The sequence below is a fragment of the Mesobacillus jeotgali genome, assembly GCF_031759225.1.
Taxonomy (GTDB): domain Bacteria; phylum Bacillota; class Bacilli; order Bacillales; family Cytobacillaceae; genus Mesobacillus; species Mesobacillus jeotgali_B.
The window spans coordinates 2,553,590-2,575,994 of the sequence record NZ_CP134494.1 but is presented as its reverse complement, the minus strand read 5'-3'; the positions used below and the strand labels follow the sequence as shown (position 1 = coordinate 2,575,994).

General features: G+C 39.2%; 23 protein-coding genes and 1 tRNA gene. 19 read left to right on the top strand and 5 right to left on the bottom strand.

All coding sequences use genetic code 11. The features are described 5' to 3' along the window. The first annotated feature begins 346 nt into the window (after positions 1-346). From RH061_RS12835 to RH061_RS12785, 11 genes are all read left to right on the top strand, one after another. Positions 347-754, top strand: a complete 408-nt coding sequence (locus RH061_RS12835) for a GntR family transcriptional regulator (RefSeq protein WP_311070687.1) — start codon at positions 347-349, stop codon at positions 752-754. After that, entirely contained in the window at positions 729-1,628 is a 900-nt protein-coding gene (locus tag RH061_RS12830) for an ABC transporter ATP-binding protein (RefSeq protein WP_311070686.1), read from the top strand. The genes RH061_RS12835 and RH061_RS12830 overlap by 26 nt, the downstream gene beginning before the upstream one ends. After that, a complete protein-coding gene (locus tag RH061_RS12825; RefSeq protein ID WP_311070685.1) occupies positions 1,603-3,564 on the top strand; it encodes a DUF6449 domain-containing protein in 1,962 nt (653 codons plus the stop codon). Before RH061_RS12830 ends, RH061_RS12825 begins: the two co-directional genes overlap by 26 nt. A 63-nt stretch (positions 3,565-3,627) precedes the next feature. Beyond that, positions 3,628-4,149 carry an RNA polymerase sigma factor gene (locus RH061_RS12820; RefSeq protein ID WP_311070684.1) on the top strand — a complete coding sequence of 174 codons (522 nt, stop codon included), beginning with the start codon at positions 3,628-3,630 and terminating at the stop codon, positions 4,147-4,149. A 100-nt stretch (positions 4,150-4,249) separates the two neighbouring features. Next, entirely contained in the window at positions 4,250-4,948 is a 699-nt protein-coding gene (locus RH061_RS12815; RefSeq protein ID WP_311070681.1) for an ABC transporter ATP-binding protein, read from the top strand. Beyond that, a complete protein-coding gene (locus RH061_RS12810) occupies positions 4,938-6,284 on the top strand; it encodes an ABC transporter permease (protein ID WP_311070679.1) in 1,347 nt (448 codons plus the stop codon). The genes RH061_RS12815 and RH061_RS12810 overlap by 11 nt, the downstream gene beginning before the upstream one ends. A 552-nt stretch (positions 6,285-6,836) precedes the next feature. Continuing rightward, positions 6,837-7,748, top strand: a complete 912-nt coding sequence (locus RH061_RS12805; RefSeq protein ID WP_311070677.1) for an ABC transporter ATP-binding protein — start codon at positions 6,837-6,839, stop codon at positions 7,746-7,748. Further along, positions 7,741-8,571: an ABC transporter permease subunit gene (locus RH061_RS12800; protein WP_311070675.1), complete on the top strand. Its 831-nt coding sequence runs from the start codon at positions 7,741-7,743 to the stop codon at positions 8,569-8,571. The genes RH061_RS12805 and RH061_RS12800 overlap by 8 nt, the downstream gene beginning before the upstream one ends. 148 nt (positions 8,572-8,719) lie before the next feature. Beyond that, a complete protein-coding gene (locus RH061_RS12795; RefSeq protein ID WP_311070673.1) occupies positions 8,720-9,067 on the top strand; it encodes a hypothetical protein in 348 nt (115 codons plus the stop codon). Between the two features lie 111 nt (positions 9,068-9,178). Next, positions 9,179-10,537: an amino acid permease gene (locus RH061_RS12790; protein WP_311070672.1), complete on the top strand. Its 1,359-nt coding sequence runs from the start codon at positions 9,179-9,181 to the stop codon at positions 10,535-10,537. A gap of 44 nt (positions 10,538-10,581) precedes the next feature. Next, the gene (locus RH061_RS12785; RefSeq protein ID WP_311070670.1) at positions 10,582-11,034 is read left to right on the top strand and encodes a YndM family protein; all 453 of its coding nucleotides are present in this window, start codon (positions 10,582-10,584) and stop codon (positions 11,032-11,034) included. A gap of 150 nt (positions 11,035-11,184) precedes the next feature. On the opposite strand, the gene RH061_RS12780 is transcribed toward RH061_RS12785, so the two are convergent. Continuing rightward, entirely contained in the window at positions 11,185-11,829 is a 645-nt protein-coding gene (locus RH061_RS12780) for a phosphatase PAP2 family protein (protein WP_311070668.1), read from the bottom strand. Positions 11,830-12,151: 322 nt separating this feature from the next. Between RH061_RS12780 and RH061_RS12775 the strand changes: the two genes are divergently transcribed. After that, the gene (locus RH061_RS12775) at positions 12,152-13,141 is read left to right on the top strand and encodes an ABC transporter permease subunit (RefSeq protein ID WP_311070666.1); all 990 of its coding nucleotides are present in this window, start codon (positions 12,152-12,154) and stop codon (positions 13,139-13,141) included. Positions 13,142-13,186: 45 nt separating this feature from the next. Further along, entirely contained in the window at positions 13,187-14,755 is a 1,569-nt protein-coding gene (locus RH061_RS12770; RefSeq protein WP_311070665.1) for an ABC transporter permease, read from the top strand. A gap of 49 nt (positions 14,756-14,804) precedes the next feature. On the opposite strand, the gene RH061_RS12765 is transcribed toward RH061_RS12770, so the two are convergent. Both RH061_RS12765 and RH061_RS12760 read right to left on the bottom strand, forming a co-directional pair. Further along, positions 14,805-14,878: transfer RNA gene (locus tag RH061_RS12765), tRNA-Arg, on the bottom strand. A gap of 363 nt (positions 14,879-15,241) precedes the next feature. After that, positions 15,242-16,054, bottom strand: a complete 813-nt coding sequence (locus RH061_RS12760; protein ID WP_311070664.1) for a YitT family protein — start codon at positions 16,052-16,054, stop codon at positions 15,242-15,244. 168 nt (positions 16,055-16,222) lie between these two features. Between RH061_RS12760 and RH061_RS12755 the strand changes: the two genes are divergently transcribed. Together RH061_RS12755 and RH061_RS12750 are read left to right on the top strand one after the other, a co-directional pair. After that, positions 16,223-16,480, top strand: coding sequence for a DUF1292 domain-containing protein (locus RH061_RS12755; RefSeq protein ID WP_311070663.1), 258 nt, complete (start codon positions 16,223-16,225; stop codon positions 16,478-16,480). Positions 16,481-16,574: 94 nt separating this feature from the next. Next, positions 16,575-17,108 (top strand): GNAT family N-acetyltransferase, encoded by a 534-nt coding sequence (locus tag RH061_RS12750; protein WP_311070661.1) that lies wholly within the window; start codon positions 16,575-16,577, stop codon positions 17,106-17,108. Between the two features lie 84 nt (positions 17,109-17,192). Here the strand turns inward: RH061_RS12750 and RH061_RS12745 are convergent, their stop codons facing one another. Continuing rightward, positions 17,193-18,086, bottom strand: a complete 894-nt coding sequence (locus RH061_RS12745; RefSeq protein ID WP_311070659.1) for a YitT family protein — start codon at positions 18,084-18,086, stop codon at positions 17,193-17,195. Between the two features lie 174 nt (positions 18,087-18,260). Here RH061_RS12745 and RH061_RS12740 point away from each other — a divergent pair, with 174 nt between their 5' ends. Then, on the top strand, positions 18,261-19,406 hold the full coding sequence (locus RH061_RS12740) for a cation:proton antiporter (RefSeq protein ID WP_311070657.1): 1,146 nt from the start codon (positions 18,261-18,263) through the stop codon (positions 19,404-19,406). Between the two features lie 76 nt (positions 19,407-19,482). Here RH061_RS12740 and RH061_RS12735 read toward each other — a convergent pair whose 3' ends face one another. After that, positions 19,483-19,689 carry a YwbE family protein gene (locus RH061_RS12735; RefSeq protein WP_311070655.1) on the bottom strand — a complete coding sequence of 69 codons (207 nt, stop codon included), beginning with the start codon at positions 19,687-19,689 and terminating at the stop codon, positions 19,483-19,485. Between the two features lie 108 nt (positions 19,690-19,797). Between RH061_RS12735 and RH061_RS12730 the strand changes: the two genes are divergently transcribed. From RH061_RS12730 to RH061_RS12720, 3 genes are all read left to right on the top strand, one after another. Beyond that, a complete protein-coding gene (locus RH061_RS12730) occupies positions 19,798-20,514 on the top strand; it encodes a hypothetical protein (RefSeq protein WP_311070654.1) in 717 nt (238 codons plus the stop codon). 178 nt (positions 20,515-20,692) lie between these two features. Then, positions 20,693-21,517 carry an STAS domain-containing protein gene (locus RH061_RS12725; protein WP_311070653.1) on the top strand — a complete coding sequence of 275 codons (825 nt, stop codon included), beginning with the start codon at positions 20,693-20,695 and terminating at the stop codon, positions 21,515-21,517. 12 nt (positions 21,518-21,529) lie between these two features. Further along, positions 21,530-22,282, top strand: coding sequence for a Cof-type HAD-IIB family hydrolase (locus tag RH061_RS12720; protein WP_311070651.1), 753 nt, complete (start codon positions 21,530-21,532; stop codon positions 22,280-22,282). Positions 22,283-22,405: the final 123 nt, after the last annotated feature.

Here is a 22,405-nt window from a genome sequence, read left to right as displayed (position 1 = left end):
ATTTTGGGATTGATGGTGTTTAATGGAAAGCAAAAAGGAATTTCAAGAATGAATTTATACACTATACGGCAGCACTCTAGTTCACTTCTAGAGTGTTATTTTTTTTGTGAAAATGACCGGTGTCCAAAATTTTCTAAATAAACCGTTGAGTTCTTTGTTATGTTTTGTGTAAAATTACACTATAAATAACGATTGAGAAAGTGACACTGATTAATTTTGTCTTTCCAATTCTTAATTTTTCTTAAGAAATTATTAAGAAAATATCCCCTATCTTTTTGGAAGTAGCTGGCATATAATTAAACTGTATTAATTATAATAGTACACTTAGTACAGATAGGGGGTCATTATGTTTGAGCTTGACCTGAGGAGCCGAAAGCCAATATACGAACAGCTGGTAGATAAAATGAAAGAGCTGATCATTAATGAAGTGCTCAAACCTGATGAACAATTGCCTTCGGTGCGGCAAATGGCACAGCAATTGACAATTAACCCAAATACAATTCAAAAGGCATATAGGGAGCTTGAAGTTCAAGGCTTTATTTATTCATTAAAGGGCAAGGGAAGCTTTGTCAATCCGATGGATCCAGGCAAAGATGCTGATAAAATCCTGCAAGTAAAGCAGGATCTGGAAAAGCTTCTGCAGGAAGCACTTTACCTGGGCATTCCTGCAGAAGAGTTGCATGAGATGATAAAGAACATTGATGCGTTGAAAGGGGGAACCGGGCAGGATGATTCAAATGATAGAGATAAATAAAACATTTGAAAAACAAGAGGCCGTTAAGAATGTCAATATGACGATCAATAAAGGCTCCATTTATGGGTTGATTGGATCTAATGGAGCTGGCAAGACAACCATCATTAAATTGATTGCGGGTATATATAAACAGGATGATGGACAGGTGCTTCTCGACGGTTCACCAATTTTTGAAAATCAGGCTTTAAAGGAGAAAATATTTTACATATCCGATCAGCCATACTTCTTTCCTCAGTACACCGTCAAACAGATGGCGAAATTCTATAAAAGCATATATCCTGCATGGAATGAAGATAGGTTCCTGAAATTAGCGGAAGTCTTTGATTTCAGCATGAACAAAAAATTACATTCATTTTCTAAAGGAATTCAAAGACAAGCTGCCTTCTGGCTTGCTTTATCCACGATGCCGGAAGTTTTGATTCTTGATGAGCCTATGGATGGATTGGATCCGGTTGCTAGGAAAAAGGTTAAGAACCTCTTAATACAGGATGTGGCAGACCGGGAAATGACGATTTTGATTTCCTCGCATAACTTGCGGGAAATTGAAGATATCTGCGACCACATCGGAATATTGCATCATGGCTCCCTTCTCATGGAAAAAGATCTTGATGATCTAAAATCTGATATCCATAAGGTCCAGGTAGCCTATCGGGGGGATACTCCAAATCATCTGGAAAATCAGCTGGCATTGCTGCACTGCGAAAGAAGGGGAAGTGTCATGGTATGCATTATCAGAGGAAAAAAAGATGAAATACAGAAAGTGATCAATCTGACTGAGCCTGTTATCTTTGATATCCTCCCATTAACTTTAGAAGAAATTTTCATATACGAAATGGGGGATATCGGCTATGCAATCAAAAATATCCTTGTTTAACAAAGAGATGGTGCTGCAGGTTGGAAGAAACGTCGGCTGGATTTCCGCTATTTACTTCCTTGCTTTGTTTTTTGCGATTCCATTGCAAATTATGATGATCTATTCCAGTGAAAATTACCGAAATTTAATGCCGGTGCAGAGATTATTTGATTTCCAGTTTCCTATTCAGTTCATTATGTTCATTACAGTACCAGTGGTTATGGCAATCTTTCTTTATCGCTTTCTGCACGTCAAGCAAGCAGCGGATTTAATCCATAGTCTGCCAATCAAACGGCAGCAAATCTTTCACTTTTACACTCTGACGGGCTTTGCGTTTCTGATTGTTCCAGTCATCCTAGTTTTGTTGATTACTGTCATTATTCACGGTGCGTATGATTTGAATCTATATTTCCAGCTGGAGGACATTTTCAGATGGGCAGGTATTGTCATCCTATATAACTCTGTATTTTTCCTTTCAGGTGTATTTATTGCAATGGTTACAGGAATTTCGGTGGTACAGGGAGTCCTGACATATATCATGCTATTGTTTCCAGCCGGGTTCACTTTACTGATCATTTATAACCTTGGATTAATGCTGTACGGATTTCCAAGTGATTATTATCAGATCAGGAATATAGAATATCTTTCACCTATATCGCATCTGGCTTTTTTAGAGGGCGAGAACATCAGTGCCAAATCCTATTTTATCTACTCAGCTCTTGTTTTGGTTTTATATTTCCTTTCTCTATATCTCTATAAAAAAAGGAATATAGAAGCAGCCTCAGAAGCTATTGCTTTTAATGGTTTGAGAATCATTTTTAAATATGGAGTCGCTTTCTGTATGATGCTGCTTGGTGGCATGTATTTTGATGCTATGCAGAATAAATTTGCCTGGTTGATATTTGGATACGCTGCCGGGGGAATCATCGGATATTATGCTGCCGAAATGGTTCTTCAGAAAACTTGGAGGGTTTTTGGGAGAGTAAAGGGCCTGGGATACTTTGCTGCCGGGATGGTAGTCTTGATTTTGATTAGTCAAGCATTCGCTCCCTATGAGAAAAAAGTGCCTGCACTTGATGACATCAAGAGTGTCACCTATGCTAATCACATTTATATCCATCAGGATGACCGACTTGCTCCAAAACCACTTTTGCAAAAAGAAACTATTGAAGCTGTCCGAATCTTTCATGAAAGCATTCTTAAGAATGAAAGAATCAATGAACAAAAAATGGAATCCCAGGAATCTGCTCTGTTTATCTATGAACTCAAAAATGGAAAAAAACTAGTTCGCCAGTACACCATTGATCGATACGACTATGAACCACTATTGAAGGAGATATATGAATCACTGGAGTATAAGCGTGCACATGAGCCTATTTTTAGGATCAATACGGGAGACATAACCTCCATTAGAATAAACAAGCACTTTTCTGAAAGCCCATTGACCATTACTGATGAGAACAAAATCAACGAGGCTTTTGAAATCCTTAAAAAGGAAATTGAACAGGAACCGTTCACCATTGATTCTTATCCGGTAGGCAATCAGTCAACCATTGAAATTATGTCGGGTATAAACAATTTCGATCATATAGAACTAAAACAGTCATATAAAAGCTTCATCGCATGGCTGGAGAAAAATGACATGCTTGAGGAAGCAATGGTGACGCCAGAAGATATTGAATATATTGTCGTGTCAAATGAGTCGATTAAAGAAGAACAATTCAAGGAATATCCAGAAGAAGAAATAACCAATCGAATTATGAACGATAGAAACGCGCTTAAACTGAGTGATCGCGACCATGTGTTATCAGCGATTGAGAGCGCAGGTCACGGCTGGTTTAATGAATCGCCGTACACAGCAATTTTCGTTTATAAAAACGGGAACTATAAGGAAATACGTACTTTTAGCGATAATCATGTTCCCGACTTTATCAGAGAGTATTTTAAAGAAAACTAATAGAAAAAAAGAGTTGTAAGCAAAGCGGCTTGCAAAAGATAGTAACAGGCAAGGGGGATGGGTATGGCTATTCTTGATTTTGATGAGCTTTATAGAATACATGGAAAGAAGCTGTGTCAAATTGCTTTCAGTATCACAAAAGACAGGCATCTGGCAGAAGATGTTGTCCAGGAGACTTTTATAAAGGCATATAAAAAGGCAGATACCATCGTAGATACGCATAAAATCGGCTCATGGTTAGCAGCAATCGCTGCAAGAACGGCCATTGATTATTTGCGGGCAGAAAAAAGGAGGAAGTGGCTTCCGTCTGACCAGTCCATCATGGAGCAAATTTTCAGTGATCATGATACCGAGCAATCGCTTGAAAAGGAAGTCGAAATCATTCTTTTCAAAGAGGAAATCCAGCACATGCTTTATTTGTTGACGAATGAGTATCAGCAAGTATTGGTATTAAGGTTCCAGTACGGTTTAAAAGAAGATGAAATCGCCTGCAAGCTAAATTTAAAGTCAGGCACAGTCAAAACTCGGCTTCATAGAGCACGGAAACAATTGAAAAAAGTTATGTCAGAGAAATACCCAGCCTAATAGTTAATACGGGCGATTGATTCAATCGCCTATTTTTTTCGGCACAACGCATGGAAAAAAATATAATTTATTCAAATAATTAGTAGATGAGGTGTATTTAATGATAGAAATCAAAGATTTAAGTCATGATTTTAAAATAGGCAAGAAAGGGAGGGAAACGGTAATCCCTGTGTTGAAGAATGTTTCATTCAAAGTGAACAATGGTGAAATTGTCACGATTGTGGGCAGAAGTGGATCAGGTAAATCAACCCTCCTTAACCTTGTCAGCGGATTTATCAGGCCAAAAGAGGGAGAGATCATGATTAATGGGGTGAAAACATCCTCCATGAACGAAACAAAATTTGCGGATTTTCGCATTGAGCACCTTGGATTCATTTTTCAAAGCTTTCAGCTGATTCCTAGCATGACTGCCTATCAAAATGTTGAACTGCCGCTAATCCTTAAGGGGATCAAAGAAGAAGAGGGGAAAATACGCACTAATGAAATCCTTGAAATGGTGGGATTATCAGACTACCAGGATCATTATCCTGGTGAGCTTTCCGGTGGGCAGCAGCAAAGGGTGAGCATTGCCCGAGCGCTAATAGTCAATCCGCCCATCATTCTTGCAGATGAACCAACTGGCAGTCTGGACTCAGAAACAGAGGAAGATTTACTGAATTTCATCATTAAATTAAACAGGGAGCTTGGCATTACATTTTTAATCATCACCCATGATGATAAGGTAGCACAAATAGGGCATCGAACCATTGAATTAAGGGACGGTAAAGTTGTTGAGGAGGTATATGCAAATGAGGCTTAAAGATCAATTTAATTTCGTCAGGCAGAATATGAAAAAGAACCGGACCCGGTTGTTCATGACAATACTGGCGACGGCAATGAGCGTAGCTTTCCTTATTGTACTGGCTTCAGTGGGGTTTGGGCTTCATAAATCAATAGTAAAGGAAACGCTGGAGAGAAGGATTGTCACAGAGATAGAAGTCCCCGGAAAAGAGGATTCTAATAATGGCTTCACACAGCTGACGAATGAAGATATTTCTTACTTCGAAGAAATAAAGGATGTCAAGGCCGTGACACGAAGAAAAAACCTGCAGAATTATATGTTTGAAGTGGATGAACACCTGACAGATGCCGAGGCAGTAGTGGCGCATATGCCATCTGAAACAAAGGCTGGGCTTGAACTTTCGGAAGGCCGGCTTCCAAAAGCAGAGAATGAAGTGGTCGTTGGGTACCATTTCTTCCACGATTTACGCCCTAATAACGAGGTAACTGAAGAACTTTATGATGAAAAAGGACAGATAAAAGAAGAATTCCGCTATAAAGGCGAATTGGTCGGCAAGAAAATTACCATGAATGTCATCAAGTTCGAAGACGGTAAAGAGGTGAAAGAACCTTTAGAAGTAACAGTTGTCGGAATCCGCAAAAAACCAACAAAGGAATGGATTTACGACAGTGTAGTATTTGTTTCAGAAGGAGTTCTTCAGCAGGTTGAGGAATTCACTGGCACGCCACGTGGAATGCTGAAGGATCCCAACAATCCAGACATGGAACTGCCAACCATCCCTGCTGACCAGTATGATCAAGTGAAGATTTACGCAAAAGATATGGAAGCAGTGAAAGATATTACGGCAAAATTAAAAGAAAATAATTACCTATCCTATTCGGTCATTAATGAGCTCAAAGATGTCAATGTCATGTTCACCATCGTAAAAGCTGGTTTAATATTTATAGGGACCATCGCAATCATCATTGCATCAATCGGGATCTATAACACAATGACTATGGCTGTTACAGAAAGGGCACCTGACATAGGAATAATGAAGGCCATTGGTGCGAATCCAAAGACAATCAAAAAGATTTTCCTGCTTGAAAGCAGTTATATCGGGTTGATTGGGGCAGCGATTGGAACTATTGTCGCTTATGCCATCAGCTTTATCGTCAATTTTGGGCTCCCACTCATCATTAAACAGGCGTTCGGAGAAGAACCGCCAGAAGGTTTGATATTCAGCCACATCCCATATACATTGCCACTCATCAGTTTTATCATCTGCTACCTTGTCACCATCCTGTCCGGGCTGCGTCCTGCACAGCGGGCCACTAAAGTTGATGTTCTCCAGGCAATGAGAAGGGAAGTATAAGGATGGAATCGTGGAAGCTTGTGTTAGCTTCAAAGTTAGGTTTTCATTTTAGACTATAGGAGCCCGAAAAAACAAGAATCTGGAAAATAGGTTACCAATGAAGCCGGTTGGTATCCAAAACACCTAGATTCTGTAAAAATAGGTCACCAATCAAGCCGATTGATACCCAAAATACCTAGATTCTGTAAAAATAGGTCACCAATCAAGCTGATTGGTGACCAAAATAGCCAGATTCTTGAAAAATAGGTCATCAATAAAGCCGATTGGTGACCGAAATAGCTAGTTTATTGAAAAATAGGTCACCAATACAGCCGATTTGCGCCCGAAATTACAATTCCCTATAAAACCGAGCCATTACAGAAAATAGAGTAAGGACCAGTCACGGATACTGGTCCTTTTTACATTATTTTTTGGCGCAAGTGATGGAGTCAAGCTAAAGAACAACGGTCAACACTTTTTTCAACTTCTAAAAACCATACTCATAATTTTATTGAACGTTTTTCATTATCAGGCGTCTTATGAAAAAACGGTTTGCGAACTGGGGGTAGTGGTATGAAGCAAAATGTAATTGAACTAGATGCAGTTTCAAAGCATTTCGGGGATCAAGTGGTACTTAACAACGTATCCATGAGTGTAAAAGAAGGAAATATTGTAGGTCTTCTAGGTCCAAATGGTTCTGGTAAAACAACTATGATCCGCCTTATGAACGGTGTGATCAACCCAACAGACGGAACGTTATCCATACTCGGCATGGACCCGGGTATCGAGGGAGATGCGGTGAGGAAGGCAACTGGAATTTTGACTGAAAATGCTGGTCTGTATCACGAAATGTCTGGACTTGATAATCTTATTTTCTTTTCCAAACTATATGGAAACTATGACTCAAAGAAAATCCACCTTTACTTGGAGGAATTTGAACTTGATGACCATATGCATAAAAAAGTAGGCGCGTATAGTACAGGGATGAAACGTAGGCTGGGGATCATCAAGGCGATTCTCCACAATCCTAAACTCCTTTTTCTCGATGAACCTACGAATGGACTGGACCCCGAGGGAATTAAATTGGTACTAAAGTTTCTGAAGGACTTAAATGAGAGGGAAGGAACGACTATATTTCTTTGTTCACATATATTGCATCAGCTAGAACATGTTTGTAAAGAGTACTTTTTTCTAAATGACGGTAAGATCACTGATTCTGGTACTATTCATGAGCTTCAACAAAGGCATGTGAGCCAAATTAAATTGAAAGTTATTACTAATTTGCTGCCTGATGTATCACTTTGGGAAGGGTATCCGGTTTTAATAAAGGATAAAAATACATTGCAATTCTTATTGCCTTCAAGTGAACATATAACCCCTCTGCTTCAAAAAATCATCCGTGGTTATTGGGTTCACCATGTGGAGGTTGAAAATAATGATTTGGAATCCCTATATTTTAAGATCAGGAGTGGGGTCGATGAATAAAAAGTTAATATGGCTTATAGCAGCTAAAGATATAAGAGGAATAACCAGCTCCGTCCAGGTATGGCTGGGACTGATTTTATTGCCGCTGATTTTTTCGGTGATTTTTCCGTTAGCTTTCATTCTTTTGGTAAAGAATGTACCAATTACATCCCCGGAATTGACTGATTTAGTTGAAAATATTGTGCAGGGGCTTAAAGGTACAGAGAGCGGGGAACTGATAGGCAGCCTCCCAAGCATGAACCATCAAATTATTTTTGTCATTGTGAATTATCTGCTTGGTTCGATCTTTTTGCTTATACCGACCATTAATGCAATGATGATTTCCCTTCATAGTTTTGTTGGTGAGAAGGAAAAACGCACAATGGAAACCCTATTGTTTTCTCCTATTACTGTGATGGAATTGTTCATTGGTAAAGTTCTTGCAGCATTGATTCCATCAATTATTATTACTTGGGTAAGCTTCTTCCTGTTTGGCGTGATCACTGTAAGCTTGACTTATAATATGTTTGGTTATTTTATTTTCCCAAATGCAAATTGGTTAATACTGATGTTTTGGGTTGTCCCGATGATTACCATCTTCACAATCCTTGTGAATGTGTTCATTTCTGCCAGGGCTAAAGGTTTTCAGGAGGCACAGCAGCTGGGAGGTATCATAATCCTTCCTGTCATGGGTCTTTTCATAGGCCAGGCAACCGGCTTTCTTGTCATTAATCCCCTTTTACTTACATTAATAGGTCTCACCATTTTGATTTTGAATTTTATCTTATTAAAATTCATGACCAAATATAATGATCGAAATACTTTATTTGAAAAGCAAATATAGTTTGGTAATGCCAGATGCAAACTAGATAAAGTTGATTAGTAAAATAGTGGAACATTAAGTGGCGGAAACCCTACCTTTGAAAATGTATAGATTGATTAACTTTGGAAAAATCTAAACCTATCGCTTATTTCACAGGGGGATAGGACATATGTCAGTTATTGTTATGCAAACATTTGAATTGAAACAGGATAAATTTCCAGATGGCATCAAGAACTTGCGTTTAATCCAAAATTTCCGCAACGAGCACTATGACCATAGGGTGGAGCTCTTGTCGCCAATTTCAGGTGAGGACCACACATATGCCTTGATTTCCACTTACGAAGGATTGGCAGAAATGGAGCTTCAAAATAAAAAGATGTTTGAGGACGAGGATTATAAAAACCTCATTGGAGAGTTCTTTCTGGAAAACATCGTGCAAGGAAGTATGTACACCCAGATGTATCGAACGATGACTGGACTCAGTAACGACACAGAATCAGATAAAGAAAAGAAATAGTGAATGAAAAGTCGATCCATTAGGACTCGACTTTTTTCTTGCCTGATTGAGAGTACATAAATTACCGATGATTCTCGAATGATAATACATGTTGAGGAAGGGGGTAAATCAATGGATTATTTTCTGCCATCATCAAAATCGGGATGTGGAAACAACTCAAATGAAGGTGATTTGAAATGGTGGCAATTGTCACTGATTGGTGTTGGTTGTACGATTGGCACGGGTTTTTTCCTTGGATCAGCCATCGGGATTAAAGTTACCGGGCCATCGATCGTCATTTCATTCTTGCTTGCGGCTTTCGGCACATATGTTGTTTATAATTTATTGGCGAAAATGACAGCTGAGGATCCGCAGGATGGTTCATTTTGCTATTATGCAAAAAAAGCATATGGCCAGTGGGCTGGATTCAGTTGCGGCTGGAATTATTGGAGCTCCAATATTCTGATTATGGGAAGTCAGCTTACTGCGCTATCAATTTTATCCCAGTTCTGGTTTCCTAACATCCCATTATGGCTTTTCGCTACTGGCTATGCCATCCTCTCTATCGGTGTGGTACTTACCGGGAATAAGGGATTTGACAAGGTTGAAGATCTATTGGCCATTATTAAAACAGCAGCGATAATCATGTTCATTTTAATAGCTGCCGCGGCTCTTTTCGGATTGTTTAATTTGGAAACAAAACAGGTGATACTTCCAAATAGTCCAAAAAAATTATTTCCTGAGGGCATAAAAGGCTTTTGGTCATCATTGATTTATGCCTTTTATGCATATGGAGGGATCGAAGTAATCGGGCTGATGGCAACACGTTTGAAGAATAAAGAAGATGCACCAAAAGCAGGCGTGATCATGCTGATCTTACTAGTCATCATCTATGTACTTGCTTTGGGGCTCGCTGTGATTATGGCAGCACATGGGGCTTTTACCCACAAAGAAAGTCCTTTCGTCACAGCGCTGGAACCATATAACTTAGCTTTTTTTCCTCATGTGTTCAACGCAGCAATCATCGTCGCGGGCTTCTCGACTATGACTGCATCGTTGTTTGGGGTCACCACCTTGCTCGTAACCCTGGCCGATGATGGAGATGCTCCCAAGGTCTTTTCCAAGAAAGTCAAAAAGCTGAAACAGTTGCCACTTCCATCATTGGGGCTGGCGGTTGTCGGATTAACTGCTTCCATCATTACAGCCTTGCTGCTGCCGGGTAAGATTTATGAATATATCACTACTGCCGCTGGAATCCTGATATTGTTCAATTGGGCTTTTATCATCATTTCAGCTTTGAAATTGCTCGAATTGAAAGCGTGGGGTAAATTGATTTCTTTTATAGGAATTGTCCTTATACTAGCTGCTGTAAGCGGAACGATAATGGAAAAGAGTATACGCATGGGCTTCTTTATTAGCATTATTGTTGTCTTGCTTATCGGATTGATTTCTATTGTTTTGCAGAAAAAGGTATGGAATAAAGCAAGTTGAGCATGATAACGGGAAAATAATAAAAAGTTGCGGAGGTTTTCCATATGAAACATCTTAGAGCTTTAGCATTGAAATTCCTTGCAAGCCTTGTTGTCCTTTATGTCATTCTAGGTTTGATGTACAATATGTCTTTTACAAATGTCTTTTTGATTTCCCTAGTGCTTGGGCTTGCCTCTTATGTGATTGGTGATTTGTTCCTGCTCCCAAAAACGAATAACACAATCGCTACTTTGGCCGATTTTGGACTTGCATTTATGATCATTTGGATTTTGGGTGAAAGTTTAACGTATGGTGAGAGTTTATTGCTGGCATCCCTGATATCAGCGGCAGGCATTGCTGTATTTGAATATTTCTTTCATAAGTATATCTCAGGAAACGTTCTCGAAGAGGGTGGCAGGGAATACAGGAATGGTAATTACCAGTACCAGACAGAAGCGTCTGAAGAACTATATCCAGTCAGACCTGATGTGAGAAGTGAAGAGGATAATGAAAAATAACATTAAAAAAGAGCTGCATCTGAAAATGCGGCTCTTTCTTTGTTGTATAGGAAATTAAGAAGTATTATTGTATGGATAACTCCATATGGGTATCTTAATCCAGCTCCAGCGCTTGTCGGGGCTGACCAATGGGCTTGCGCTTTTTGTTCTTTAATCTTTTACATAAGCAGTATCCTGCTTCTTGGAAACTTTGAATTCAATTAACTCAAAAACAATTCCATAAATGAATGAGGTTAGGAACATGGACGCGAACATATCTAGAATATAATGTTGTTTCACAAACAGGGTGGAGAGGATGATCAATGATCCCATAACTGGTATGAAGATTGAATGGACCATATGTTTATTACGGATACTGATACTGCCCAGAATGATGGCGAACGTGGTTAATACATGGATGCTTGGAAAAGCGTTGTAAGGTTGGTCATGACTATAAATCATTCCTACCAGGTCTATAAGGATCCCATCTCCGACAAGTTTTGGACGAGGGACGGTGGTTTGGAAGAAGAAATAAATCAGGAAACAGATTAATTCCCCCACTACAATTAAGGTCAATGTCTTCAAATAAACTCCGGTATCTTTATACCAAAAGTAAACCAGGTAGCCGAAAATAAAAGCGTACCAAATAATATAAGGTACGATAAAGACTGGAAGGAAAGGAATCATCCCGTCCACTTGGGTAGAAAGGATTACAGCATCCCTGGGATTATCATTTAAGATTTTATAAACCAAGCCTAAGATCGGCATAACCAGTAAAAATAGTAAATAAGGCAATTCTCTCTTTTTATTCTTCATCTCGTTTCCCCTTTTGCTAAATTGCTTATGGTGTATAAATACCACAAACAATATTTTTTAACCCCAGAATCATCCTAGCATTTCCTTCCATCACTGATATAGACGGAATAAACGCGGTTTTAGTTCCCATTTCCTATTCATAATAATAATTGCTTCTTAAGAAATTCCTATAAAATCCAGCAAATATCGAGTGCAACGTAACACCTGCATTTTCAAATATTCGTATTGTCTTAATCCCAAGGGTATTTATCTACAAAAATACATACATTCTACCGGGTATTACTTCATACCCTGAATTATGGAATGTTAGGGGGCGGAGTAGTTGAAAAAGACTGATGTTGGGAGAGATTTGCTGACCATCATATACTTATTAACACTTTTTATGGTAATTAGCTTTTACTTTGGCTCAGGGAGTTTGGCTGATTTCACAGGTAAACTATATGCCCTTTATCCATCAGAAGAGATTGTCAGGAATATGCAGGACTTGATCCTGTTGGCTGCTTCGGAGGGATCATTAGGGATTACTAGAAATGGTGAGCCTTTTGAAGCTGTGGTAGTAACATATGTTTACAAGAGTATTCCTATCATCATCACGGCTTTTGCATTGGCCATTCCATTAGGAATCGCAAAGGGAATCTTTGATTACCGCAAAAAAAACACAGTGACAGGTATCGGTCAAGGGTTGACGTCTTTTATTACGGCTCTGCCTGATTTCTTCCTCATCTTATCATTGCAATGGATCATCCTGTTCCATTTCCGGTTCATAGACTGGTTTGGAAGTGAGCAGTGGTATAATTTTATCCTTCCGTCGCTTTTAGTAGCTTTATATCCACTTATGTATCTTGCGAGAGTGACATCCGCTGCATTATCGAATGAGGATGGTGCCATGTATATCCGAACGGCAAGGGCAATGGGTCTTACCGAAAAACTTGTGATCAAAAAACACATCCTGAAAAAATGCAAGGCTGCAATCATCCAGCACATTCCGGCTGTCACGACATATATCTTATCGAATCTATTGATGGTTGAGTGGCTGCTGGATTATAAAGGTGCTGCGTGGAGATTATTGTATGCAATTCAACGCAGCAATGATCTTAAACATAATGAAATGGGGCTGGCAGTTGAGCTATCTATATGCTTTATGGTTATTTTGTTCATATCGCAGTCATTAAGTATCCTTCTGCAGCAAAAGCATCTTACTGAAAAGCCTAATCCTGCAATTCAAATACTGCGGATGATCTTTAGATACTTTTTAATTTCAATCTTTATTTGTCTTTTGTTTGTGCTAATCAGTATGACTCCAAAAATATGAAGAATAATAGTCTTTCAATAATAGAGAGAAAACAGGGGGTTGGCCATGAATAGGAATTGGTCTTTTTGGCTGGGGTCATTAATGTTTGGCTTCCTATTATTTTTTGCTGTTTTTAGTTCTGATCTATCTTTTATCGACCCAAGTCCAGCTGACAGCCGCATGAGGTTTTACGAGGATGGCTCTATGGCCAGGGCACCATTCCCTCCATCACTTGAAAATCCACTAGGAACTGACAGTGACGGCAGAGATTTACTGAGCCTGTTGATTATCGGGACAAGAGACACATTGCGTTACATATTTATGATTACTATTCTCCGATATTTGATTGCCATTCCATTAGCATATCTTTCTGCCCCTAAACGAGGACTGGCATATATCATTTCAAACGGATGGAATTCATTGTTCGGCAGCGTGCCAGCGGTTTTTTCAGCAATCATGATTATTTTGCTCTCGAAACCTGTATGGGAGTCTCAGACAGGCTCGGATCTTCCAATGTATTGGTCAATCCTTCTTTTAGCATTGATGGAGGTAGGGAGGGTAAGTGTTCTACTGTCACACGAAATTCATGACCTGTCTGAAAAAGAATATGTAAAAGCAGGAATTGTTATCGGAAACGGTCCTTTCAAATTATTCAAGAACTATTATCTTCCTAACCTTTCACAAAGTCTGGTCATTAATTTTTGTAATGATTTGAGCCGGGTAACATTGTTAATCGGTCAGCTGGCTTTATTCGGCTATTTCATTGCATCCAAATCCATGGTGCTTGAAGGCGGTATAATCGAAATCTCCTCAGCTACCTATGATTGGCAGGCACTTTTGGAAAAAGCAAGAAGTGATCTCATAAAAGCTCCCTGGATTCCCATCTTTCCGGCTCTTGCTATCACTTTTACCATCCTCGCTTTTAATCTCCTTGGAGAGGGACTGCGGCAAAAGTTTGATATAGTGTCGGGATCGTCCGAAAAAACTGCTTTAAAAAATATCAAACAATCTTTCCGGAAATTGAAATTTCTTGATAGGAAGAAGGGTATCCTCATACGATGGTTTCTGGTATCCATGTTGATATCAGCGGGAATCATTACAATTGGATTAAATACCGCCGATGAAAAAATTCCATCTGCTGCAAAACCAGATAAACAGCAAGATGATAAATCTACATCAGTAGGGGATGCGTATAAGAAAGTGGGTGACATGTTGGTGCCATTAACAGAATCTACAACGAAAAAGGGAGGATTATACGATAGCGTTTCATTCATCAAAACCAAGATGAAACAAACAAAATCGAATCCCTATCCAGTATTTGAAGATGAGGAAGGGATAAAATTAGTCTGCCAGAATAGTATTGATAAATGCATTAAACCGGTTTTCTATTTGGAAGAACCGGTGAAAACTCCTGCAGAGGCAGAACAAATCCTAAAGGGTCACATGCCTGATGATACGATTACAAAAGAAGTCATTGAAGTAAAGGGAGAAAGGATTTATAACATGGTGAGTGAGACCTTCAGCAAAAGTTACCCATTAGAAGATAAAGGTGGATTTAACATCATTTATAAACGAAACGAAGAAAACAAGATATTTGCCGCAACAGTGACGTTTGGTCACAAAAAAAGTGAATAAGGAGTCTTTAAAATAGTAAAAACCCTTGATATAAAATCAAGGGTTTAAGCGTCCCAGAAGAGATTCGAACTCCCGACCTACAGTTTAGGAAACTGTTGCTCTATCCTGCTGAGCTACTGGGACATGGTAAGTATTAAGATCATTAATGGAGAAAGTAATTAGATTAGTGTTCTATCCCCCGTCCTCATCTCAGAAAGTAAACCAAGAAGCGGCTCGATGAGTACGCTGAAGCATTATCGGTGATGCGGATTCTGACGTGCTGAGCTACTTGGACATGTTTAAATATGAAATTAGAAATTGTGAAAGTAATTAGATTAGTGTTCTATCCCGTCCTCACTTCAGAAAGCAAACCTAGCACCGGTTGGATGAGATCTAATGACAGCGACTCAATAATTATACGATGGATCCGGGAAAATTTCAAGATGATTTTTACTGTAAAATTGAAAAAGCGTTCAAGAAGCTGAGTACCAGGCTTCTTGAATGCTTTTAATGCTGTCTTTTATGGAAAAGGCCCATAACTTCCAGTGTTTCGGTTATATTCACGAAAGCATCAGGATCGATTTCTTCAATTAGTGTTTTGACTTCTGTAAGCTCATAACGTGAAATGACAGTAATGATGACATTGCTCTTCTCGTTTGAAAAACCTCCAACAGAATCCACCACCGTTACCCCCCGGTAGACATTTCCTAACAGGTGCTGCTTTACTTCTTCCCCTTTTCTGGTAATGATCATCAAAGTAAGCTTGACATGATGTGTATGGACCTTATCAATCACTTTTCCAAGTACGAAAATGGAAACAAGCGTATTTAATGCTGCATCCCAGCTGAACAAAAAGCCTGACAACAAGATAACGATAGAATTCATGGCGAATAACAGTGTACCCATAGGGAAATCTTTTCTTCTTGCCAGAAGCATCCCAATTATGTCGAATCCTCCTGATGAACCTGATGAACGGAAGATGATCCCAATTCCAAGTCCGACAATTGCTCCGCCAAATATAGATGAAAGGATCGAGTCCTCAGCAAGCTTTATTACCGGAATTGCATAAAGTGCAATAGATATTGTAATAACAGACAGGATTGTATAAAAAATGAATTTCCTTCCCAATTTCATATAGCCTAATATCAATAGCGGAAAGTTCAAAAGGAAATTGAAAATCCCCGTATTGATAGAAGTTAGCATAGATAAAATGATGGACAGACCGCTAATCCCGCTGCTCATTATACCGTGAGGAATTAAGAAAAGGTTAAATGCAAATGAAACTATGATTGAGCCAATGATGATTCCTGCTGACTTCAATGGCAACTCCTCCAAAAAAACAGTGTGTAAAAAATATTATATAGATGAAAATAAAGAAGTGAATTTAAAAGTTTATTTAAAATTCATTAAGTATTTTGATTTGATCTCTTTCATATTAAGTTCTGGGTAGGGAAAAATAATGTGACTTCATGCTGGAGGTGAGCAGCTTTGAGAGAGGATTCAATCAGGGACCTGGTGACAGTAACAGATGACACGGGAAAAGAAAGGAAGTTTGAAGTAGAAGCATTGTTTGAAATGAATGGAGAATCCTATGCAATGCTTAGGAATGAAGATGGAACAGTTTTAATGAAAGTAGAAGAGCAGGGGGAAGACCAATTCCTCGTTGGTTTGGAAAGTGAAACAGAAAAGTCACAATTGCTAGATGCTTATCAGATTGCAGTTGATGCAGCACCTGCAGAAGATTAAGAAAAGCCGTCCAAAAATGGGCGGCTTTCTTGAAGGGATTTATGTCTTTTGTGAAGAATTATAAAAAAATAAAATTTTTTCTTCGGGGGGACATATGGGATTTCCAGTATTAGAAACTGAACGGCTCCTTCTGAGGGAAATAAAAGCGGAGGATGCACAAAGGTTATTTATCAATTTTTCCAATCCTGAAGTCATGAAACATTATGGTTCGGAACTTATGGATGATATTGAAGAAGCGAGAGGCCTGATTCATTCTTTCCATATTGGATACAAGGAAGGAAAAGCTATTAGATGGGGCCTCCAATTAAAAAATAATAATAGTCTCATTGGAACTGTAGGCTTTCATGCCATTTCAACGAAAAATCGGAGAGCAGAAATAGGTTATGAGCTCAACCAGGGATATTGGGGAAAAGGCTTCGCTAAAGAAGCAATATTAAAGGTTGTGGAATATGGCTTTGAAGAAATGGCGTTAAAAAGAATTGGTGCCGTAGTTTTCCTTGAAAATAAGTCTTCCAGCGAATTGCTCCTCAAGCTTGGCTTTTCCAAGGAGGGTGTTCTCAGGGACTATATGGTTCAAAACGGCATTTCCTATGATACGAATGTGTACTCTTTATTAGCACATGAATAACCAGTTTTAATAGTTGATCTATCAACGTCAACATGCAACAAGACAAAAAGCTCAGATCCTGAGCTTTTTTCTGTTAACATCTCTTTAGTGTATATTCCGTTTCTTGAATCTGCCGCCACGCACTTCGGCAATATTTCCCACGGCAAGGAAGGCTGATTCATCTAATTCCTCGACAATGGATTTCAATTTTGCTTCCTCAAGACGAGTGATGACACAAAAAATGACTTTTTTATCGTCTCCTGTGTATGCCCCTTCTCCTGTTAAATACGTGACTCCGCGGCCCAGACGAGCCAGGATGGCTTCTCCTATTTGCTTATGCTGATCACTAATGATCCACGCAGCTTTTGATTCATCAAGTCCAGCAATGACTATATCGATGGTTTTGAATGCTATGAAATAGGCAAGGATGGAATACATCGCACGATCCCAGCCGAAGACAAACCCTGCTGTGCCAAAGATGAAGATATTGAAAAACATGATCACTTCCCCAACAGAAAAAGGCAGCCTTCTATTCGCAAGGATAGCAAGAATTTCTGTTCCGTCCAATGACCCTCCGTATCGGATGACTATTCCCACACCTGCACCAAGAACGATTCCGCCAAATACGGTTGCCAAAAGCAAATCTTCCGTGAAAACTGGCCAATCATGGAGAAAACTGGTAGTCAATGACAAAACAGTGATACCCAGGAGAGTGGATAATGCGAATGTCTTACCAATTTGTTTATAACCTATGAAAAAGAAAGGGATGTTCAAAACAAAAATAAAGAGGCCGAGGCGCCAGCCTGTCAAATGTGAGAGGATGATTGAAATACCAACAATACCGCCATCAAGAATTTTGTTCGGGACAAGGAATTCCTCGATTCCAACGCCCATAAGTACAGCACCTAATATAATGAAAAATATTCTTTTGGCGAGTTTGGTTTTGGTAATGCCCTTATGTTGCTGTTGAACTAGAGCTTTTTCTGAAATGCTGTTCATACCTTCCCCCTTAATAGTTCCTTAAATATAAATATATAGCTTATTTTATCACAATTTTTTAACCATACTGAATTATAGAGTTTCAAGGATTTTATTTTCCAGTGTTGGAATGAAGGGAATTGGGTAGTAAATAGGATAGTTATTTCGTATAAATTGAAAAGGTGTTGTTGCAGATTGAATCTGACCTTAGTCATTGGGCTTTTTTTACTGGTGCTCTTTTTGATTGGTATGATCGGCATCAAAATAATTAAAATACCAGATATATTATTATATATTTTGCTTGGACTTCTTTTATCCATATTTATTAAGGAATCCAAGGTAATTGAAATGGCGGGAGAGATCGGTTTAGTCCTGTTGTTCTTCATACTTGGCTTGAAGTTCCCGGTTGACAGATTGGTTTCGAACAGTGCAAAGGTATGGAAAGGCGGGCTGCTGGATGCCGTACTTGGTATATTTGTAACTGCGTTAATAGCCCACCTGTTCGGTCTGGATTGGGTATCCTCATTGATTGTTGGAGGAATTGTCTATGCAACAAGTTCCTCGATAACAGCCAAGCTGTTGGAGGAAAAGAATAGAGTCGATAACAAAGAATCCGAATTCATGCTGCTAATCCTGATTTTTGAAGATTTGATTGCTCCTATCCTTGTAACCGTGTTGATTGGTCTCTCTGGAAAGGGTTTGTCAGTAACAGATTTTATGTTGATCCTTTTAAAAATTGCCATTCTCGCAGGGAATGCAGTATTCTTTGCAAAAGTGGTCTTCAAAAGGTTAGAATCAAAACTAAAAGAAATTATTAATAATGATATTTTTATTGTCTTGGTTACCGGAATTGCCCTCACATATGGAGGCATTGCGATGATGCTTGGTTTATCTGAGGTAATCGGGGCGCTGCTAGCCGGTATGATGCTTTCTGAGTTGACCATAAAGGATAAGGTTGAAAGAGCGGCTTTGCCAGTAAGGAATATATTCCTGCCATTCTTCTTCCTGAATTTCGGTCTTCACATTGAATTGACAAGTGATATCCCATATTTTGGCTTATTGGTTGTGCTGGTATTGTGGTCATTGATCCATAAACTGATTGTCGGTTATGTTGGAGGTCAATGGTATGGTCTGCCGAGAAGCTATTCCTTAAAAGCGGGGCTATCTCTGACTCAACGCGGAGAGTTTTCCGTCATCATTGCCGCGCTCGCGACAGGTGAGTTGAAGGTTTTTGCCAGCCTATACATTTTGGTGATCGCTTTCGTGGGAACAATCTTGTTCCAGATGGCTCCAGGATTGAATAAGTTAATCGTTGAGAAAGTGAAGGAAAAGAAGAGTTAAGCATTAAAGGGATCGTCCCTTTAATGCTTTTTTGTGTTTAAAGAAATCAACTGCAAGGAGCACGGTTGCTCTTATATCATTCCAGGATTTCCTTTACACGGCCAACCTGCCCGTCCTCCAGCCTAACCTTAATTCCATGTGGGTGTGAGGGTGAATTGGTCAATATATCTTTAACGACTCCCTGAGTAAGTTTACCGGTTTTCTGGTCTGCTTTAAGGACTATATTTACTTTTGAACCAGTTTTGATATCATTTCGATTTTTGCCATCTTTACTGTTTGCCATGATTCTTCCTCCAGTCTCTAAATTCGAAGAATGATAAATGTTATTGATGAGTATTCAATTCTACCATTATTTGCATTATTATAAAGAAAAAAGTAAAGAGGGATGATCTTGAAGTCTGGGAAGTGGGTAGGGTTAATATTATTCATATTATTGATTGGCTCCTTAATTGGTTATTTTCAACAGAAACAGCAAGAAAAATACAGAGGTCTTGATCTGATTCCTGAACAAACGGCGGATATTCCGCTGTATCCTGGGCTGAAGGCTGACAGTCCAGTGTATAAAATAAAAGGTGATCATTGGGGAGAGATCATGCATTTTTACGAGAAGGAACTACCGAAAAAGGGATGGCGTAAAATCATGATACATGCCTCACAAGATTCTACAGAAGATGGAGCCGGATTCATATCAAACTGGGAGAAGAAAGGGACGAACTGGGTACTATCAATAAGTGGGGGATACTTCAAAGCCCCGGAACAGACAGAGGTCGTTTTTGAAAAGCGAGAAGCCTTAAAAGCAATGAAATGGATTGAAACGGATGTATCTGAAATTTGCATAAATGAACAGCCTGACAGAAGCGATGACTGTTTTGCCTTGACAGACAAGCAGGCAATTGAACGAATAAGTGAATTAATCAATTCAGCTCCAGAAGCTGATAATCAGCAGATTTATTATAATGATAAGAGTGTCGTCGACTTCCGATCATTTAAGATTACTGTTTATTATGACCTTGAAAAGGGGATCTATTTCGTCTCAGACAGAGGGACGAAATGGATGGAACCTGAAAGAGAGTTCTTTGAATTGACAAGAATTTCAAAAGAATATTGATGATTCTTCATTTATAGACTTTATTATGGAATGAGTCTATTTTACTGGGAAAACCCGATTATTTTTATGTATCTGCTGGAATCAGCAGTTTGAAAAGAGATTATTTTTGACTAAAAGTGTATCCTATTGTTAATAAGTAATTGTCTTTGACAAACATGAAAAAGGGGAAGTGACCTTTGTGAATCCAACATATGCAGTTGCAGATGAATTACAACAGAATGCTCGAACAATCGCAAAGGAAATGGTAGATTCCATAGTCGGACTTATTGGTCTGGAGATACCCAGGCAGGAAATTGACCAGGCAATTATTGTTTATACGGAGTATCTTAGTTTTCTTGGTGACTCGATCAGAAACAAGGATGAGACAACCTCTGAGGGACTTCTGGAATGGAGCAAGCAAAACGGCGAACGGGAAGCAGCCAAAGGCGGAAGAGTTTCTGACATCCTTTTTAGATATCCTCCAACAAGGATGGTTTTTATCGATAAAATGGCTGAGATTAGTTTGAGGCATGGTGTGAACACCGAAGATTTAATTTGGATCAATAAAAGAGTGAATAATATGCTTGATATTAGCATTAATGAAACAGTATTTGCATTTGAAAGGCAGACTTCGAAACAAATGAGAGAAGTCCAGGATGAAGTGGATATTTTATCGACTCCAGTTGTTCCGGTGCAAGATAATGTTGCAGTGTTGCCTTTAGTAGGGAAAATGGATCATGACCGGGCCAGATTAATATTGGAAAGGGCTATTCCCTTGGTTGCAAGCCAAAAAATACAGTTTTTAATCATTGATTTTTCAGGAATTGTTACGATTGATGCAACAATTGCCAAACATATTTTTGACATCCATAATGTTCTAAGGCTATTGGGTGTCCACTCAATCGCAACTGGAATGAGGCCAGAACTCGCCCAGGCTGCAGTGGAGGGTGGAGTTGATTTTTCCAGCATCAAAACATTTGCTACAGTAAAACAAGGGATCGATAGCATAAATAATGAGGTGTAAGACGCTAGGAGGATGGATTTGAATTACAAAAAGCCTGATATCAAACTAATTGCATTGGATATGGATGGAACACTCCTCAATGAGCGACACGAGGTCTCTGAAGAAAATAGACAGGCGATAAAAGAGGCAGAAAGAAGAGGTGTCCATGTTGTCCTTAGTACTGGGCGCAGTCTCAAAACTGCAAGGGACTATGTATTGTCCCTGGAATTGTCTTCTTATCTTGTAACGGTCAACGGGGGAGAGATTTGGGGGCCAAACGGAGAATTGGTGGCACGGAACATGGTGGACACTGAACATATCCAGTGGATGTATGATTTAACACGAGAGCATAATACAGGGTTTTGGGCGACAAGCAGTGAAGACGTTTGGAGAAATAATATGCCTGAGGACCTGTTTTCACAGGAATGGCTTAAATTCGGCTTCCAAATCGAAGAGGACGAAATAAGAGAAAGTGTCCTCAATAAGTTAAAAGACAAAGGTGTATTCGAAATCAGCAATTCAAGTTTGAAAAATATAGAAGTTAACGCACTCGGCATTAATAAGGCAAAGGGCCTGGAAAAGGTTTGTGGACTTCTGGGGATATCGATGGACAATGTGATGGCAGTAGGTGACAGCCTGAATGATATAGCCATGATTACGGAAGCAGGCCTTGGCATTGCTATGGGCAATGCACAGGAAACTGTAAAAGAAGCTGCAGATGAAATAACAGGTACAAATCGAGAAAATGGTGTGGCACAGGCCATCGAAAAATGGGTTCTTTCATAATTAAGGAAGCAGATTGCTCTGCTTCTTTTTTATTTGGCTCAGTTACCATTCATTATCGATGTTCAGTACGTGTGAGAGTTCATTAGCGGAGGATATCCGGTTATTGTATACAAAGTAAGCTAT